The sequence below is a fragment of the Nesterenkonia ebinurensis genome (assembly GCF_008711175.1).
In the GTDB taxonomy this organism is placed as follows: Bacteria; Actinomycetota; Actinomycetes; order Actinomycetales; family Micrococcaceae; genus Nesterenkonia; species Nesterenkonia ebinurensis.
Genome location: NZ_VWNF01000047.1, coordinates 197,590 through 213,047, shown reverse-complemented (window position 1 = coordinate 213,047; position 15,458 = coordinate 197,590). Strand labels below are relative to the sequence as shown.

At 62.0% G+C, this 15,458-nt stretch carries 16 protein-coding genes; 4 read left to right on the top strand and 12 right to left on the bottom strand.

The features are described from left to right. Window positions 1–219: 219 nt before the first annotated feature. From F0311_RS15415 to F0311_RS15400, 4 genes are read right to left on the bottom strand one after another with little or no spacing between them, the layout of a single operon-like run. A complete protein-coding gene (locus F0311_RS15415; protein ID WP_150462846.1) occupies window positions 220–990 on the bottom strand; it encodes an HpcH/HpaI aldolase family protein in 771 nt (256 codons plus the stop codon). 2 nt (window positions 991–992) lie between these two features. Continuing rightward, a complete protein-coding gene (locus tag F0311_RS15410; RefSeq protein ID WP_150462822.1) occupies window positions 993–2,141 on the bottom strand; it encodes a pyridoxal phosphate-dependent aminotransferase in 1,149 nt (382 codons plus the stop codon). Continuing rightward, window positions 2,138–3,598 (bottom strand): Na+/H+ antiporter NhaC family protein, encoded by a 1,461-nt coding sequence (locus F0311_RS15405; protein WP_150462821.1) that lies wholly within the window; start codon window positions 3,596–3,598, stop codon window positions 2,138–2,140. Before F0311_RS15405 ends, F0311_RS15410 begins: the two co-directional genes overlap by 4 nt. A gap of 45 nt (window positions 3,599–3,643) precedes the next feature. Then, the gene (locus tag F0311_RS15400; protein WP_150462820.1) at window positions 3,644–4,009 is read right to left on the bottom strand and encodes a hypothetical protein; all 366 of its coding nucleotides are present in this window, start codon (window positions 4,007–4,009) and stop codon (window positions 3,644–3,646) included. A gap of 135 nt (window positions 4,010–4,144) precedes the next feature. Between F0311_RS15400 and F0311_RS19160 the strand changes: the two genes are divergently transcribed. Together F0311_RS19160 and F0311_RS19155 are read left to right on the top strand one after the other, a co-directional pair. Beyond that, window positions 4,145–4,582 (top strand): helix-turn-helix domain-containing protein, encoded by a 438-nt coding sequence (locus F0311_RS19160; protein ID WP_150462819.1) that lies wholly within the window; start codon window positions 4,145–4,147, stop codon window positions 4,580–4,582. After that, the gene (locus tag F0311_RS19155; RefSeq protein WP_191089966.1) at window positions 4,501–4,722 is read left to right on the top strand and encodes a cupin domain-containing protein; all 222 of its coding nucleotides are present in this window, start codon (window positions 4,501–4,503) and stop codon (window positions 4,720–4,722) included. Before F0311_RS19160 ends, F0311_RS19155 begins: the two co-directional genes overlap by 82 nt. 17 nt (window positions 4,723–4,739) lie before the next feature. Here the strand turns inward: F0311_RS19155 and F0311_RS15385 are convergent, their stop codons facing one another. Genes F0311_RS15385 through F0311_RS15355 form a run of 7 tightly spaced genes read right to left on the bottom strand, consistent with a single transcriptional unit; the run spans window position 4,740 to window position 13,643 of the window. After that, the gene (locus F0311_RS15385; protein ID WP_150462817.1) at window positions 4,740–5,513 is read right to left on the bottom strand and encodes a cyclase family protein; all 774 of its coding nucleotides are present in this window, start codon (window positions 5,511–5,513) and stop codon (window positions 4,740–4,742) included. A 44-nt stretch (window positions 5,514–5,557) separates the two neighbouring features. Further along, window positions 5,558–7,225, bottom strand: coding sequence for a thiamine pyrophosphate-binding protein (locus F0311_RS15380; protein WP_150462816.1), 1,668 nt, complete (start codon window positions 7,223–7,225; stop codon window positions 5,558–5,560). After that, entirely contained in the window at window positions 7,222–9,633 is a 2,412-nt protein-coding gene (locus tag F0311_RS15375) for a bifunctional salicylyl-CoA 5-hydroxylase/oxidoreductase (RefSeq protein ID WP_150462815.1), read from the bottom strand. Before F0311_RS15375 ends, F0311_RS15380 begins: the two co-directional genes overlap by 4 nt. A 38-nt stretch (window positions 9,634–9,671) precedes the next feature. Next, complete coding sequence (locus F0311_RS15370; protein WP_150462814.1) at window positions 9,672–11,315, bottom strand: AMP-binding protein; 1,644 nt, start codon at window positions 11,313–11,315, stop codon at window positions 9,672–9,674. A 27-nt stretch (window positions 11,316–11,342) separates the two neighbouring features. Beyond that, window positions 11,343–12,314 (bottom strand): acyl-CoA thioesterase, encoded by a 972-nt coding sequence (locus F0311_RS15365; RefSeq protein ID WP_150462813.1) that lies wholly within the window; start codon window positions 12,312–12,314, stop codon window positions 11,343–11,345. Continuing rightward, a complete protein-coding gene (locus F0311_RS15360; protein WP_150462812.1) occupies window positions 12,311–12,772 on the bottom strand; it encodes a cupin domain-containing protein in 462 nt (153 codons plus the stop codon). Before F0311_RS15360 ends, F0311_RS15365 begins: the two co-directional genes overlap by 4 nt. A gap of 34 nt (window positions 12,773–12,806) precedes the next feature. Next, the gene (locus F0311_RS15355) at window positions 12,807–13,643 is read right to left on the bottom strand and encodes a fumarylacetoacetate hydrolase family protein (RefSeq protein ID WP_150462811.1); all 837 of its coding nucleotides are present in this window, start codon (window positions 13,641–13,643) and stop codon (window positions 12,807–12,809) included. A gap of 193 nt (window positions 13,644–13,836) precedes the next feature. On the opposite strand from F0311_RS15355, the gene F0311_RS15350 reads away from it, so the two are divergent. Continuing rightward, entirely contained in the window at window positions 13,837–14,238 is a 402-nt protein-coding gene (locus F0311_RS15350) for a RidA family protein (protein ID WP_150462810.1), read from the top strand. Between the two features lie 16 nt (window positions 14,239–14,254). On the opposite strand, the gene F0311_RS15345 is transcribed toward F0311_RS15350, so the two are convergent. Further along, a complete protein-coding gene (locus F0311_RS15345) occupies window positions 14,255–15,106 on the bottom strand; it encodes a PaaX family transcriptional regulator (RefSeq protein WP_150462809.1) in 852 nt (283 codons plus the stop codon). A gap of 69 nt (window positions 15,107–15,175) precedes the next feature. Between F0311_RS15345 and F0311_RS15340 the strand changes: the two genes are divergently transcribed. Then, entirely contained in the window at window positions 15,176–15,454 is a 279-nt protein-coding gene (locus F0311_RS15340; protein ID WP_150462808.1) for an Lrp/AsnC family transcriptional regulator, read from the top strand. The last annotated feature ends 4 nt before the right edge of the window (window positions 15,455–15,458 follow it).

Here is a 15,458-nt window from a genome sequence, read left to right as displayed (position 1 = left end):
TTCAGCCTGCGCTCCCCGTAGGAATCCGGCACCTCCTTAACCAACACCACAATCCTCATCATCAACCTCCTCACCTCTCCGCGCCCAGCGCCTCCAGCACTGCTGCAGCCACCTTGGCATCCTCTGCCGGCGGCTCACTAAGAGCGCCTCTAGGCCTAGAAAATAACATTAATATTTATGCTATTTCAATATATATTAGATAAATTTTATTCTATTAATTTAATACTTTTTGAGATTAGATTGCGCTTTTGAGGCGGTATCTGACATAAAAGCCATCATCATCATGCTCTCGGAACTGACGATGAACAGTGAGACACCTAAGTCCGCCCAGTGTGCAACATCGTCTGTGGACAGGCGGAAAAGGCCAATATTCTGAGACAGCTGTTTGGCGATTTCGACCACTGAGCTGATGGCATCCTGCAAGCTCTTCGTGTCGTGTTCCGTACCACCAGTGGCGCCCAGAGAAACGGAGAGATCGCCAGGGCCGATGAAGAGCATGTCTAAGCCTTCTACGGCCGCGATTTCTGCGACGTGCTGCACCGCTTCCACTGATTCGATTTGGACTGCGACGACTATGTCATCATTGGCGCTGCCGAGGTACCCGCTCAATCCCCCTCCGTAGGAGGAGGCGCGCCCCGGGCCAGCACCACGACTCCCGTGCGGGGGGTACCGGGAGGCATCAACAGCCGCCCGGGCCTCTTCTGCAGTATTGACTCGTGGTACCAGCACACCGGCGGCCCCTCCATCAAGAGCGGCTCCGATAAGCTCAGGGGTATTTCCAGCGACTCGTACGAGGGCAGGAATGGACCAGACGGAAGCTGCGCGGAGCATATTCTCCGCAGTCTCTCGGTCAATCGCTGCGTGCTCACTGTCCAGACAAAGGAAGTCGAACCCAGCAGAGGCAACCATCTCAGTGGCTGCTGGATGAGGAATTGCACAAAAAGTGCCCACGAGAGACTCCCCATTGAGGAGGCGCTGACGAAAATTCATGCTCATGTTGAGATCCTTGTTTTCTTGGTTGAGTCGAGAGTCTCCCGAAGGACTCGGAGCGCAGTGTGGAGGTCTTGGTCGGGAGCCCCCAGTGAGAGTCTGATGAACCCATCGGTCTGGGTGTACACCAGGCCGATGGAGACGATGATCCCCCGCTGAGCGAGTCTTTCAGAGAGCTCAGCGGAGCTCAATCCTGATTCGCGCCCATCTATCCAGAGATAGAAGCCGCCTAGCTCTTCCGGATTGCTTGGCGGCATCCATGGTCCCAGGATCTCTGCGGCTTGAGAAAACCGCTGTCCGTAGATGGTGGAGAGTTCCTTTCCTCGGTCTGGAAGTTCGCGTAGTGCGACTATTGCGGCGTGTTGAGCAGCCGCCATAGCACAACCGGTGACGGTTCCATGCAACGAACCAATCCTATGATGAAACGGCTCGGGGGTGATGAGGCACCCGACCCGGAACCCAGTCATGGAGTACGTCTTGGAAAAAGTGCGGACAACGAATGTGCGGTGTGGAGATGCACTGTATAGCGAGGGCGCTCGATTGCCGTTGAAGACGATTGACTCGTATGCCTCATCGGAGAGGGCATGGGCATCGTATTTTTCCAATAGTTCAGCCAGGGACTGCAGTACAGATCGATCTGCCACTGCAGCGGTGGGGTTAGAGGGTGAGTTCACAACAACCAGCTTCGCCCCGGCCTGCAACCCTCTTTCCACTCCGTCGAGGTCGATGAAATCGTCTCCGGAGGGCCCTTGGGCATAGTAGTGGATGGGGTAGCCCAGGTCTTCGGCGACCAGCCGGTAGTTGGGCCACGCCGGATCAGGGATGAGGATCCCGTCTTGGGCGGAGCATACAGCCATGATCGCAATCGCTACTGCTTCGCTGCCACCAATCGTGATGGTGACATCTGCTGTTGACGGACGTACTCCTGTGGAGGTTTCTACATCATCTGTGAGAGCCTCTCGGAGTTCTAACAGACCTGGTTTAGCCGTATAGCCAGTGGCACCGGACTGGAGTGCAGCCATAGTGGCCTCCACGATCCGGGCAGGGGCTTTCTGGTCAGGCTCACCGATGCTCAGGTCGATATCGGTTTCGGCTGCTGATTCTGCCATCAGGCGCGCGGTGGCTGCGTCGTGTGTTGATGTGGTGCTCATGCGGTGATGCTTTCTGGTTGAGATAGCGTGTGGGTCTTAGTCGGGGTACCGTCCTCACCTTCGAAGACACGGCCCCAGCCGGTGATGACGGAGATCGTCATGACCAGGAAGAGTACGATGGGGTAGAAAGCTGCAACGGCTACTTCCATCGGAGCCAATGCAGGCATGCCTTCGTGGCCTTCTGTGAGTTGGCTAATGATGAAGAGGAAAGCGCTGAAAGCCGGCACCATACAGGCCAGTCCCATACCGAAGCACTCCATGACATTGGCCCGCCGGTAGGGGTGCAGGCCGGCCCGGGCCCCGAGCTCGTCGGCGACCGGACCAAAAGTAACGATGGAGGGGCCGACCACTCCGGCGAACAGGGTGGTGGTGGCTGTCTGCCCTGCACCGATGGCGATCTCTGCACCGCGCGGACCCCTGGACCAGCGGGCGTTGCTGAGCTTCTCAATAATGAGGTCGAAGATGCCCGCTCCGCGCAGAACACCCATCATGCCGAAGACACCAAGGGTCAGTCCGATCAGCGGGAGCATGCCGTTCACACCATCGAAGATGAATCCGACAGGTGCCCCGTCTTCCACCGAGACGATGCTGTTCAGGTTCAAAAGTCCTGAGGCCATACCGGTCACGATGCCGACAACAAGCCCTACAGTGATGGCCAGGAAGAGGTTTCGCTTCCAAAAAGCCACCGTAATCAAAGCAATGACCGGCACAATCATGATCAGCCCTTGAGGTGAAGCGCCTGAAGCATCAATGTCACTCTGCAGGCCCGCTCCGGGGAACACGTAGCCGAAGACGAGGAAAAGGACGAAACAGATTCCTGCAGTTGTCAGGGAGTACTTCAAACGTGAGGCGACGACGCCGGCAACCTCGGCTGTGCCTTCGCGGGAGCGGTACTTCTGAGTGGAGGAAGACACCACTGTCGTGTCTGAGATGGGGGCGAGGTTGTCACCGAACATAGCACCGGAGAAGATCGCTCCAGCCAGTAGCACGGCATTAGCGTCAAGAGCCGCCCCGGCGGGATAGAAGATGGGGAACGCTGTGAACATAGTTCCTAAGGAGGTGCCTGTCGACACGGACATGGCACATGTGGCGGCGAAGACCACGGCGATGAAGAGTCCGCTGGAAACGCCCATCTCACTGGCGAGCCAGACGAAACCCTGAGATATCCCTGTTGTTTCCAACAACGAAGCGAAAGGGCCGACGACGAAGAGAATCATGACTACTGTCATGGCAATGGGAGAGGCCAGCCCAGCAACGGCCCGGTCCCAGAACAGGTGATAGTTCTTCGCTAGCATGGACGCCAGCAGCAACCCCACAATGGCTGACATCGTCAGAGCCGTCATGTCGAACGCTCTGAAGTAGACGAAGTGGGCTGTCGCTCCAATCAAGAATACTAAGGGTGCGATAAAGGCACCTAAGATACCTATTCTGAACTCAAGGGGTTTTTCTCCGGTCATTGCTTCTCCAAGGTGCTTGTTATTGTTATCTGAATGGGTGTGGGTTTACTCGTCGAGAATGAAGAGTCGGCGTCCTAGACGTGACTCAAAACGGAACCAGCGGTCGGCGCGTAGGCCGTTGCTGCTTGTGCGTGCGACATTCATCATGTCCACCAAGGCCTCGAGTGAGGGCACTTCAGCGATGATGAAAAAAGCGAACTGCATAGAGCCGGGCTGACCTACGAGAAAGAAGTCGTCGTCGAAAGACTCCAGGACTCGCATCCCTCGTTCTTTCCACGCGTCCACAAGTTGCTTGAGCGCAGGCAGTGCTTCGTCTGCTCGTTGGGTATCGGTCGCTGCGTACCAGGCCTCTCGGCAGGCACCGAAAATCATGACCCGGTGGGGTGGCGTGACGGAGGGAGGGGTGAACATGGGTCCTTTCTGATGGGGATAGGCTGAGGCGCCCGAGTTGTGTCGCTCGGCTTAGTGGTAGTCCTGTGAGCTTAGCGATAAAAATTGGCATAACAATCATTTCTGCGAATAATTTACTGTGCTGAAAAATTTGGAATGCAAGGCGATTATTCGGTGGACCGAGGGAAGGATGTAATGAGTCAGTTGCGCATCAGGGAGATCTGCAAGTGCCTGGTAATGACGATCGGGGAAGTGGCCTGGGAGGCCGGCGTCTCTGCTCCGTTTCTGAGTCAAGTAGAACGGGGTCGGGTAGACCCCAGCCTAGCCACATTGCGAGAGATTGCGCGTGTGCTTCAGGTCCCGATCTTCAGCTTGTTTGTGGTCGAAGAGGAGTCGTTTCAGGTTGAGGTGATCAGGAGCGGTCAGGAGACCACTATCACTTCACCTGGCGGTGATTTGGCATATGCGAAAAATTTACCTCCGGCGGTGAGCTTGAAGTTCTGTTGGGCAAGATGCTGCCGGGCGGAGCCTCGCACAAAGCACCATGGACTCATGCCTCTGAGGAGTGCATTGTGGTGGCTAAGGGGACTCTGACGGTGGAAGTCAATGGTGTCTCCCACGAGCTCCGCCCCGGCGACAGCTGCCGCTTTGATTCTCGGCTGCCTCACAGGTACGTGAATGTTCATGAGGAAACCGCGGAGTACATCGTCGCTGTGACACCTCCTAACAACTGAGATTTGCGGGCACGGTTTTAGGCATCTAGCAGAGCGTAGACACGGCTAGGGCTGCCGGTTCCGCCGACGATCGGCAGCGGGGCGACGACAAGCAACGCGCCTGTGGGTGGAAGTTTGTCCAGATTCTGCAGGGAAGTAATACCGTACTTATCGTTGCCCAGCAGGAAGTAGTGTGCCGGGAACGGCGGATCCAGCTGGGCGGCGTTGCCCTGGTCGATGCCTACAGTCTCCACTCCGAAGCCGGAGATCTCAGTCTCCTCAGCGAGCCACTTGGCGCACTCGGGGGAGATCCCCGGAGTATGGGACCCGGTCTCATCGGCGTTGAGGAAAGCCTCCTGGTCATCGGAGTACTTATCCCAACCGGTGCGCAGCAGCAGCCAGCCGTTCTTCGGCAGGGCGCCGTGCTCGGCCTCCCACACCTTTACGTGCTCGATCTCCAGCAGGAAGTCCGGGTTCTTCTCCACCTCAGCAGTGACATCGAGCACCGCTGCAGGTCCGATCAGGCGCTCCGGCTCGATCTGGGAGACATCCTTGCCCTCGCGCCCGGAGGCCCAGTGCACTGGGGCATCAATGTGGGTGCCGATGTGCTCACCTGTGTGGATGTTGTGGTGCTTCCAGAACGGTCCAGGCTCGTTGTAGGCACTGACCTCTTCCAAACTGAAGTCGATCAGGTTCGTAAACGGGTCAGGCAATCGGAGTGTAGGTGTAGTGGCAGAGAGGGTGTTCGTCAGATCAATGATGCTGACTTTTCCGCCGGCCAAGTTCTCGGACAAGGTGCTGATGGTAGACATATTCTCTCCTGTTGTTGAGGTACGGTTTTTTGTAGGGTGTTGAGTCAGTGTCCTCTGAACGCTTCGGCCAACCACCAGGAGCCGCCGTCGGAGGCGATCTTGGCATCGATGACAAGCACGGAGTCCACGCCCTGGGCGACTCGTGCAGAGACCGCTGTTAAGTCATCGTGACCGCGGACTGTCATGGCCTCGGCACCGAAGCCCCGAGCGATGGAAGCAATATCAGTGGGTGGAAATTCGACGACCTCCAACTCCTCCGGGGAAGCGTCGAAGTGGTGGACCTCAGCGCCATAAGCGGAATCGTTGTAAACGATCACCACTATGGCCAGCTGCTCTCGGATGGCGGTTTCCAGCTCGGCGATGCTCATCAAGAAACCGCCATCGCCGGTGCCCAGCACGGTTAGTCTGTGTGGGGCGGCTGTGGCCACTCCGATTGCGGTGTAGAGGCCCAGCCCGATGGACTGGAAAGCCTGGGTCATGCAGAACCCAGCCTCATCAGGTACCTGCAAATACGCCGCCGGATAGCCCATGAAGTTTCCGGAATCGATGGCGACGCTGCGTTCTTGCGGCAGTGCCTTGTCCAACTCGATGCTCAGCAGCCTGGGGTCCACAGTCCCGTTCCGGCTCAGATCCTCGAAAACCTCACTGTTCTTCCGAGACTGAGCGGCGATCTGTTCGCGCATCTGTGGTGTGCGCTGCTTCGCTTGAGTTGGGCCACGCCTCAGTAACTCCGCGCGCACCGCCGCGGCTGTCTCAGCAGAGTCTCCCAACACTCCCAGATCCACCGGACGGTGGGCACCTAGGGAACTCTGCTCAAGATCGACCTGGATGACTGTGGTCTCGGCCCCGATGAGCGAGCCGTGGCGCATGGTCCACATGTTCAGCGCGCATCCGAAAGCCACAATCAGGTCCGAGCTCCGGATGGTTTCGGCAGTGAAGTTCGAGGAGAAGCCGCCGGAGATCCCCAGGCTGAACGGATCAGAACGGAACAAGCCGTGCCCGGCCGCTGAGGTTGCGGTGAGTGCACCAGCTGTTTCGGCCAGAGCTAGAACCTCTGCGCCGGCTTCACGGCCGCCACGTCCAGCAATGATCACTGGACGCTCAGCCCTCTCAAACGCATCAGTCACTGCTGCCACTGCCTCCGCTGCCGGCCGCACTTTCTGCGGTACCGGGACCAGCGGAGCGTCAACCGCTGCCGGAACCGGGGAAGCCTGAACGTCGGTGGGCACGGAGAGCACCACCGTTCGCCGGTCCAGCACCGCGGTGCGGAAAGCCCGCACCGTGTCCTGCACCGCTGAAGTTGGGGTGTGCACCCGCTCGGCCACCGCCCCCACTGATCTGGCAAGGGCGTCTTGATCGATTCGGAAGTTGGAGAGAACAGCAGAAGTTCCGGTGTCCGCAGTCAGAACGATCATCGGAGTCCGGGACTTGGCGGCTTCGCCGAGACCGGTCATGGCGTTGGTCAGCCCGCAGCCCTGGTGGGTGGAGACCACCGGCACCGTTCCGCTGACCCGGCCGTAGGCATCTGCCATGGTGGCGGCACCACCCTCGTGCCGAGCCGCAGTCCATCTGACCCCGTGCTTTCGTAGTGCGTTCGTCATGGCGAAGTTCCCGCTGCCCACCACGCCGAAAGCGTGCTGGACACCCAGCTCAGCCAAAGTGCGGCCTACGGCGTCGGCGACAGTCTCAGAAAGCTCTGCTGAATGAGTCATGGGGCGACCGGCTCCTTCTCTATGGTATTGGCGACGCCGCTGTTGAGCTGCGGGCGCCACCGCAGATGGGTGGGCAGCCCCTCCTGGTCCTGCCGGACCAGGGAGAGCCGCGGACGCACCGCGTCCGTGCGGGAGCTGGGCGGCTTGCGGCGCCCGGCGCGGAACTGCTTGGGCCAGGTGGCCCCTGGGATCTCATTGACCTCCTGCTCCGCAGCGGCGTTGAGCGACCAATTGGGATTGTACAGATGCGGACGGCCCAGGGCGCAGAAGTCAGCCCGCCCGGCCAGCAGGATGGAGTTGACGTCGTCGTAGGAGGCGATGGCGCCCACTGCGATGACTTTCGTCCCTGCCGGGGCTGCCACCTCATTGCGGATCCTGTCGGCGAAAGGGGTCTGGTAGCTGCGCCCGTAGGCCGGCTGCTCCGCCTTGGTGACCTGCCCGGTGGAGACATCAATAGCCGCTGCCCCGCGCTCGACGAACGCACGGGCGATCTGCACCGCCTCGTTCCCGGTGTTGCCGCTCTCGTGCCAGTCGGTGGCGGAGATGCGCACCATCATCGGCCTGTCCTCCGGCCAGGCCGCGCGCACGGCGTCGAAGACCTCCAGCGGGTAGCGCAGCCGGTTCTCCAGGGAGCCGCCGAACTCGTCAGTGCGCTGGTTGGCCAGGGGGGAGAGGAAGCTGGAGAGCAGGTAGCCGTGGGCACAGTGCAGCTCCAGCAGGTCGAAGTCGGCCTCCGCTGCCCGCTCCGCGGCAGCAACGAACTCCTCCTTGACCTGCAGTATGTCCTCGCGGGTCATCTCCCGCGGCACCTGGGACTGAGGCCCGTAGGGGAGGGCCGAGGGCCCCATGATCGGCCAGCCGCCCTCCTCCAGCAGATCGTCGATACCCTCCCACATCAGCTTGGTGGAGCCCTTGCGCCCTGAGTGGCCCAGCTGCACGCCGATCTTGGCATCGGTGAAGCTGTGCACGAACTCGGTGACCTCTCGCCAGCTCTCCACATGCTCCTGATTCCACAGCCCGGAGCAGCCGGGGGTGATCCGCCCCTCGGGGGAGACGCACACCATCTCGGTCATCACCAGTCCCGCACCGCCGAGCGCCTTGGAGCCCAGGTGGACCAGGTGGAAGTTCCCCGCCACCCCGTCTTCGGCCGAGTACATGTCCATCGCCGAGACGATAACCCGGTTCTTCAGCTCCAGGCCCCCGATGCTGCCGGGCTGGAACATGGCTGGGACCACCTGGCCGCTGCCGGTCTTCTCCGCGTAGTACCTGTCGATGAACTCGGCGTAGTCGGCGTCGCGCTCCCGCATGTTCTCCTGAGTGATGCGGCGGGAGCGGGTCAGCAGGTTGAACGTGAACTGCTCAGGGTCTTGCCCCACATACTGGCCGATGTTCTCAAACCACTCCAGGGAGGCCTGGGCGGCGCGCTGGGTGGAGGCCACCACCGGGCGGCGCTCCTCCTCATAGGCCTCCAACGCAGTCTCCACGTCCGCGTGCTCATGGAGGCAGGCGGCCAGGGCCAGGGAGTCCTCCATGGCCAGTTTGGTGCCCGAGCCGATGGAGAAGTGCGCGGTGTGGGCGGCGTCGCCCAGCAGCACGATGTTGTCCTTGCGCCAGGTCTCGTTGCGCACCGTGGTGAAGTTCAGCCACTTGGAGTTGTTCGCCAGCACCTGATGCCCGCCCAACTCCTCGGCGAAGATCTCCCGGATCCTGCCGATGGCGTATTCGTCATTCACTCCTGGTGGGAAGACCTCCTGCTCCGTGGCGTCGAAGCCGGAGCGGCGCCAGACATCCTCGTGCATCTCCACGATGAACGTGGAGCGCTCAGCGGAGTAGGGGTAGCCGTGGATCTGCATGACCCCCCACTCGGTCTCCTTGATGTGGAAGGTGAAGGCCTCGAAGACCTTGTCGGTGCCCAACCACATGTACTTGTTCTGCCGCAGGTCCAGAGAGGGCTTGAAGACCTCCTCATAGCGCTTGCGGACCCGTGAGTTCAGCCCGTCCGCGGCCAGCACCAGGTCGTACTCGGCGGCCAGCTGATCCACGTCCGGGGCCTGAGTGGAGAAGCTGATGTCCACGCCCAGGCTCTCGCAACGCTCCTGCAGGAGCTTCAGCAGCTCACCGCGACCCATCGCCGCGAACCCCTGGCCTCCCACAGTGTGCCGCTCGCCCCGGTAGTAGACGTCCATATCCGTCCACCGGGCGAAGCGCTGCTCCATCCCAGCGGCCACCACCTCGTCCGCGGTGGCGATCCCCCCGAGCGTCTCGTCGGAGAAGACGACGCCGAAGCCGAAAGTATCCGTGGCAGCGTTCTGCTCCCACAGCCTGACCTCATGGTGGGGGCTCAGCTGCTTCATCAGTGCGGCGAAGTACAGGCCGCCCGGCCCTCCGCCGATGACTGCGATCTTCATAGTTCCGTTTGTCTCCTCAGTAGAAATTCTTCAGATGCTCAGGCGGCTGCCAGGTCGCGCAGCAGGAAGTGCTGGGTCTTGCCCGAGGGATTCTTGGGCAGAGCCTCGATGAAATGCACTTCGCGCGGGTACTTGTACGGGGCGATCGTGGCCTTGACGTGGTCCTGGATGACCTTCTTCAGCTCATCACTGGGAGTCTCCCCTTCGCGCAGCACTACGAAGGCGCAGACGATGTTCCCTCGCTCGGAGTCAGGCTTGCCGACCACCCCCGACTCCCAGACTGCCGGGTGGGTGTTGATGGCCTCCTCCACCTCCGGGGCACCGATGTTGTACCCGGAGGAGATGATCATCGAGTCGGAGCGGGCCTTGTAGACGAAGTCCCCGTCCGTGTCCTGATAGAAGGTGTCCCCGGTGATGTTCCACCCGTCGAAGACGTACTTCTTCTGGCGCACGTCGTTGAGGTAGCGGCACCCGGTGGGTCCGATTACCGCGAGCCGGCCGGTCTCCCCCTGGGGAACATCGTTACCGTCCTCGTCGATGATCCTGGCCCGATAGCCCGGTACCGGCTTGCCGGTCTTGCCCGGGGAGTCGGCGCCCAGATCGGTGGAGACGAAGACATGTAGCAGCTCGGTGGCGCCGATGCCGTTGAGCAGCTTCACCCCGGTGGCCTCATACACCTCCTGCCAGGTGGTCGCCGGCAGGTGTTCACCGGCCGAGACGCCCACCCGCAGGCCGTGCAGCAGCTCGCCCCTGCCCTCCTTGACGATGGCCCGGTAGGCGGTCGGTGCGGTGAACAGCACTGTGACCTGATGCTCGGCGGCCAGTTCGGCCAGCTGCAGCGGAGTCGCCCGCTCCGTCAGCAGCGAGGAAGCGCCCACGCGCAGCGGGAAGACCACCAGTCCGCCCAGCCCGAAGGTGAAGGCCAGCGGGGGAGACCCGGCGAAGATGTCCTCTTTGGTCGGCTGCAGCCGGTAGTGGGAGAAGGTGTCCGCATTGGCCAGGATGTCCCGGTGGAAGTGCATGGTGATCTTCGGGATGCCGGTGGAACCGGAGGTGGGGCCCAGCAGGGCGACGTCGTCGGCTGCGGTGTCCACTGCCTCGAACGGCTCGGCGTACTTGCTCGCACGCTGGGTGAGCTCATCCTGCTCGGCGGCTGTTCCGGAACCGGCTACCGGCACCACCGGCACGCCGAGGGCCTCGACGTCGATGCCCTCTAGGAAGCGGTCGTCGATCAGCGCCACGGTGGGCTTGGTCAGTTCCACCAGGTTCGCCACCTCGTTGTGCCGCAGGATCGGCATAATGGTCACCACCACTGCGCCGGCCTTCAGTACGCCCAGCCAGCAGGCCACCAGCCACGGGTTGTTCGGAGCGCGCAGCATGACCCGATTGCCAGGGACGACGCCGAGTTCCTGGGTCAGCATATGAGCGACCTGATCAGCACGCCGCTGCAGCTCCGGATAGGTGATCACCGTGCCGTCGGGGGTGCGGAGTGCCGGACGGGGAGTATCGGCCTTGTCGTAACCGAACTGGGCCACGGCGTCGTCGATCAGTACCTTGCCGGCGTTGAGCCGCTCCGGGTACTGGACCTCCGGCACGGGGAACTCCAAAGTGGGCCACAGCTCCTCTGGCGGGAGGCTGTCTCGGCAGAATGTGTCCTGGTGGGCGCTGGGTGAGAGATTCATGGTGTGTCCTTAGATCATCTGCAGGGGTCAGCTCGGCATCCGGATCATGCCCTCTTGGGCCAGGGAGGCCACCAGAGTGCCGTCACGGGTGTAGAAGGCGCCGTTGGAGAGGCCGCGCTGGTTGGAGACGTTCCGTGATTCGCTGAGGTAGAGTAGCCATTCGTCCACCCGCGCGGGCCGGTGGAACCACATGGAGTGGTCCAGTGAGGCAGAGACGAAGCCCTCAGCCGTCCAGTGCATGCCCACCGCGCGCAGTGAGGGCTCCAGGATGGTGTAGTCACAGACATAGGCCAGTGCCGCCTGGTGCAGCTGCGGGTCGCCACTGGGCAGCAGCGCAAAGGTCTTCAGCCAGATCGCCTGCCGAGGGGTGTGGGTCTCATCGGTCTGCAGGTAGACCGGTCCGGGCACATGGCGGATGTCGAAGCTGCGCCCGTAGGCCCAGTAGTCGGCTGCTTTGCGCAGGGACTCCGGGATCCCGTCCGGCTGCGCCCCCGAGGTGCCCAGCACCCCAGCGGACTGCAGCGCCTCAGCGGTGCTGGGCACATCCTCCGGGGCGGGCAGCTCTCCGCCGACGGCGTCCTCCAGGGCAGGCGCATACTCCGGCCCCTCGGCCGACACTGAGAAGGAGCCCAGGCCTGTGTAGATGATCTTCCCGCCCTGGTAAGCCCGCACCTGACGTGTGGAGTAGCCGCGGCCGTCGCGCAGATGCTCCACCTCGTAGCGGATCTCTGCGCCGACGTCGCCGGGGCGCATGAAGTAGCTGTGCGCAGAGTGCAGCGCCTTGCCGGAACTGGGGGCGAAGGAAGCCTGCATGGCGCGCACTCCCTGGGCGACCAGATCCCCGCCGTAGGCCTTGGGCCAGGGCACATACTGCGTGCGGGCGGTGTAGGCTGAGACCGCGGCGTCGTTATCCACGGCTGCGGCAGGGGTCAGCTCCAGCGCGGCGAGCATACGGTCGCTGTCTGGAGAGTTGGCAGGGATCTGGTCCTCGGTGCTCATGCTCGGCGGAAGCCCTCCAACGTCTCGTCCGGAACATCCTCAAGGTTGATCACGATGTTCTCCGGAGTACGGGTGGTCAGCCAGACCAGATCCTCAGTGACGGACATATTGGCCTCCACATGCGGCATATACGGCGGCACGAACACCCAGTCGCCCTCCTTCATATCCAGGTATTCGCTGTAGTCCTCGCCGAAGTAGATGCGGCCGTGGCCCTTGAGCACGTAGCCGCCGGTCTCAGCCTCACCGTGGTGGTGGGGCAGGGAGCGATAGCCTGGGACGTTGGAGACCTGGCCGAACCAGATCTTGGTGGCAGGGGTGTGTTGGACGGAGACGCCAGAAATGCGGACAGCACCGCCGGACTGGCTGGTGTTAGTGTCCTCCCCCCCGGCTCGGGTCACCACGGGCACGGACCCGGCCGCAGCTTCGCGGACGAGTTCTTCGGATGCTCTGTCTGTCATGTCTGGTTCCTTTACGTAGTGAGTAGAGAAGTGCTTAGGCGAACACGACGGTGTTGGTGAGAGTTCCGATGCCTTCCACAGAGGTGGTGACGATGTCGCCGTCGTTCAGGAACCGGGGCGGCTCCATACCCATGCCGACCCCGCCCGGGGTTCCGGTGAGCACCAGGTCGCCCGGGCGCAGGCGGGTGAAGCCGGAGATGTAGGCGACCAGATCGGCGCAGTCGAAGACCAGCTGGTCGGTGGAGGAGTCCTGGACGGTCTCGCGGTTGACCGCGCAGGTGATGCGCAGCCCCTGCTCGGGGTCCAGGGCGTCGGCGGTGACCACGACCGGTCCCACCGGGGTGGTGGCGTCGTGGGCTTTGCCCTGGAACCACTGCAGGGTCCGGCGCTGCCAGTCGCGCATGGAGATGTCGTTGCTAATCGTGTAGCCGGCGATGCCCTGCTGCGCCTGCTGGCGCGAAGCGCGGTGCAGGTCGGAGCCGATGACCACGGCGAGCTCGGCCTCCCAGTCTAGCCTGGCGTGCACGTGGGTGCGGATCTCATCGCTGGGGCCGATCAGAGTGTCGGCGTACTTGGCGAAGAGCGTGGGGAACTCAGGCAGATCCCGGCCCATCTCCAGGATGTGGTGGCGGTAGTTCAGTCCGCAGCAGATCACTTTGGCCGGCTCGGGGAGAGGGTTCTCAAAGCTGGCGATCTCATCCTCGGCCACGGCAGTCCTCTGTTGGGCTACGATCTCCGCCCAGCCCGGTGTCCTGAGCAGGTCCGAGACCGAGGAGATATTTGTCGGCAGCAGCGACCAGCCGAAGCCGCTGTCCGCGACGGCGCGGTCAGTCTCCGGATCCGGCTTCAGGCGGATGGTGGCGAGCTTCATCTCACTCCTCATATGCCTCGTGGACCAGCCCCGAGCAGGTTGACAGTCACGAGACTAGTCAGCAAATGTTTCATGCATATTACTTACGTAACGTCCGTCATGAATATGTAAGATAGAACCTAACACATACAGATATGTTCTGTGCCACAGGCGGCATGAAATCTTTAGACCCCTCAGCGAATTGGAGCACGACATGTTCATCAACGAGATCATCGTCCCGGACAGCCTGGCACCGGCAAAAGGCTTCTCCCACGGGGTCAAAGCCGGCGACACCGTTTACCTGGGCGGTCAGACCGCGCTGAACAAGGAGGGGAAGATTGTTGAGGGCACCGTGGTGGACCAGTTCCGCCAAGCGCTGAGCAATGTACTGGAGACCCTCCGTGAGGCCGGCGGGCAGCCGGATGACCTGGTCACCCTGACGATCTATCTGACCGACGTGGACGACTACATGGCCCGTGGCCATGAGATCGGACAGATTTGGCGAGAGATGGTGGGCAAGCGATATCCCGCGATGGCCGGCATCGGAGTCTCCCAACTGTGGCAGAAGGCGGCCGTGGTCGAGATTCAGGGCGTGGCGGTGATCCAGTCCCGCTGAGGACTCAGGTGGAGGTTCAGTGGCCTAGCACCTGATGAGCGTGCTCGGCGGCCCTGGCGGAAAGCAGCTCGTGCAGCTCAGCGAACACTGATCGGGCCCTCTGACCGTGCCACTGGGGTGGCAGGATCTCTTCCGGGAGGCCGGGGTCCAGATACGGCAGGCCGCGCCACTCAGTGAGCATCGGTATGTACAGGGCGAAAGCTTCACTGCCGGAGACCTTCCGCGGCTTGACTTGCTCCAGTAGCGGAGCATAGCGCGTCACGAATCGCTCGTAGCGCTCCTGCAGCAGCTTCAGATTCCACCAGGTGGCTTGTGGTTGCTGGTCTGCGGTCAGCTCAGCCCGGAAGAAGATGGTGTGCTCAGCCAGCCTGTGCCGCTCAAAGTACTCCAGGGTCTCCTCCTCCAGATGGGCAGGAGCGATCCAGAGGCCGGGGCTCACCGTGCCGAAGCCGAGCCGGGTCAGGCCGCTGCGGATCTTGTGCCGCAGTGCCCGCTGAGACTCCGAGAGGCTGAACGTGGCCAGCAGCCAGGCGTCGCTCAGCGAGGTCTGGCGGGGCTGGAAGATGCGCCGGTCGCCAGCGGAGAATGCGCCGTAGAGTCCGGGGCTCAGCCGGTACTCGGAGCGGCGTCCCTTCCGTCGGTTGACCAGTGTCCCCTTCTTGGTGAGTCTGGAGATGGAGGCCCGTACCCCCGAGGGGTCAGCGCCGACGTCAGAGAGCATCTGCACCAGATGGGCTACTGGGATCCAGCCGTCAGCCGCCCGGCCGTAGAGACCGAAGACGGTCAGCAGCAGATCGCGGTGCGGGGGGATCGGGGAGACTGGCATAGAGTGCGGGGAGGACCTTTCCCCAGGAGCTGGCTCAGACATCTCGTTACATTATCAGTGGGGAGTTCGCGCAGTGCTCCCTCGCCACGAACGACTTACTAGGAGCTCACCATGATTACTGCTATCACCATGATTAAGACTGATCCGCATAGGATCCCGGAGACCGCCCAGGAGATTGCCGCCATTGAGGAGGTCGAGGCTGTGTACTCGGTCACCGGCGCCTGGGACCTGGTGGTGATGGTCAAGGTTCCGGATTTCGAGGACCTCAGTGAGCTTGTGCCGGGGAAGATCTCAAAGGCCGGGACCATCCACAGCACCGAGACAATGGTCGCCTTCCGGACCTTCTCCCAGCGGGACCTGGAGGCAGGCTTCGCCCTGGGCGGGGACTGAACTG

What these genes read in the sequence shown, in the direction of transcription:
- F0311_RS15415 (WP_150462846.1), bottom strand. Translation starts at nt 990, where the DNA reads ATGAATTTTCGTCAGCGCCTCCTCAATGGGGAGTCTCTCGTGGGCACT.
- F0311_RS15410 (WP_150462822.1), bottom strand. Translation starts at nt 2,141, where the DNA reads ATGAGCACCACATCAACACACGACGCAGCCACCGCGCGCCTGATGGCA.
- F0311_RS15405 (WP_150462821.1), bottom strand. Translation starts at nt 3,598, where the DNA reads ATGACCGGAGAAAAACCCCTTGAGTTCAGAATAGGTATCTTAGGTGCC.
- F0311_RS15400 (WP_150462820.1), bottom strand. Translation starts at nt 4,009, where the DNA reads ATGTTCACCCCTCCCTCCGTCACGCCACCCCACCGGGTCATGATTTTC.
- F0311_RS19160 (WP_150462819.1), top strand. Translation starts at nt 4,145, where the DNA reads ATGCAAGGCGATTATTCGGTGGACCGAGGGAAGGATGTAATGAGTCAG.
- F0311_RS19155 (WP_191089966.1), top strand. Translation starts at nt 4,501, where the DNA reads ATGCTGCCGGGCGGAGCCTCGCACAAAGCACCATGGACTCATGCCTCT.
- F0311_RS15385 (WP_150462817.1), bottom strand. Translation starts at nt 5,513, where the DNA reads ATGTCTACCATCAGCACCTTGTCCGAGAACTTGGCCGGCGGAAAAGTC.
- F0311_RS15380 (WP_150462816.1), bottom strand. Translation starts at nt 7,225, where the DNA reads ATGACTCATTCAGCAGAGCTTTCTGAGACTGTCGCCGACGCCGTAGGC.
- F0311_RS15375 (WP_150462815.1), bottom strand. Translation starts at nt 9,633, where the DNA reads ATGAAGATCGCAGTCATCGGCGGAGGGCCGGGCGGCCTGTACTTCGCC.
- F0311_RS15370 (WP_150462814.1), bottom strand. Translation starts at nt 11,315, where the DNA reads ATGAATCTCTCACCCAGCGCCCACCAGGACACATTCTGCCGAGACAGC.
- F0311_RS15365 (WP_150462813.1), bottom strand. Translation starts at nt 12,314, where the DNA reads ATGAGCACCGAGGACCAGATCCCTGCCAACTCTCCAGACAGCGACCGT.
- F0311_RS15360 (WP_150462812.1), bottom strand. Translation starts at nt 12,772, where the DNA reads ATGACAGACAGAGCATCCGAAGAACTCGTCCGCGAAGCTGCGGCCGGG.
- F0311_RS15355 (WP_150462811.1), bottom strand. Translation starts at nt 13,643, where the DNA reads ATGAAGCTCGCCACCATCCGCCTGAAGCCGGATCCGGAGACTGACCGC.
- F0311_RS15350 (WP_150462810.1), top strand. Translation starts at nt 13,837, where the DNA reads ATGTTCATCAACGAGATCATCGTCCCGGACAGCCTGGCACCGGCAAAA.
- F0311_RS15345 (WP_150462809.1), bottom strand. Translation starts at nt 15,106, where the DNA reads ATGTCTGAGCCAGCTCCTGGGGAAAGGTCCTCCCCGCACTCTATGCCA.
- F0311_RS15340 (WP_150462808.1), top strand. Translation starts at nt 15,176, where the DNA reads ATGATTACTGCTATCACCATGATTAAGACTGATCCGCATAGGATCCCG.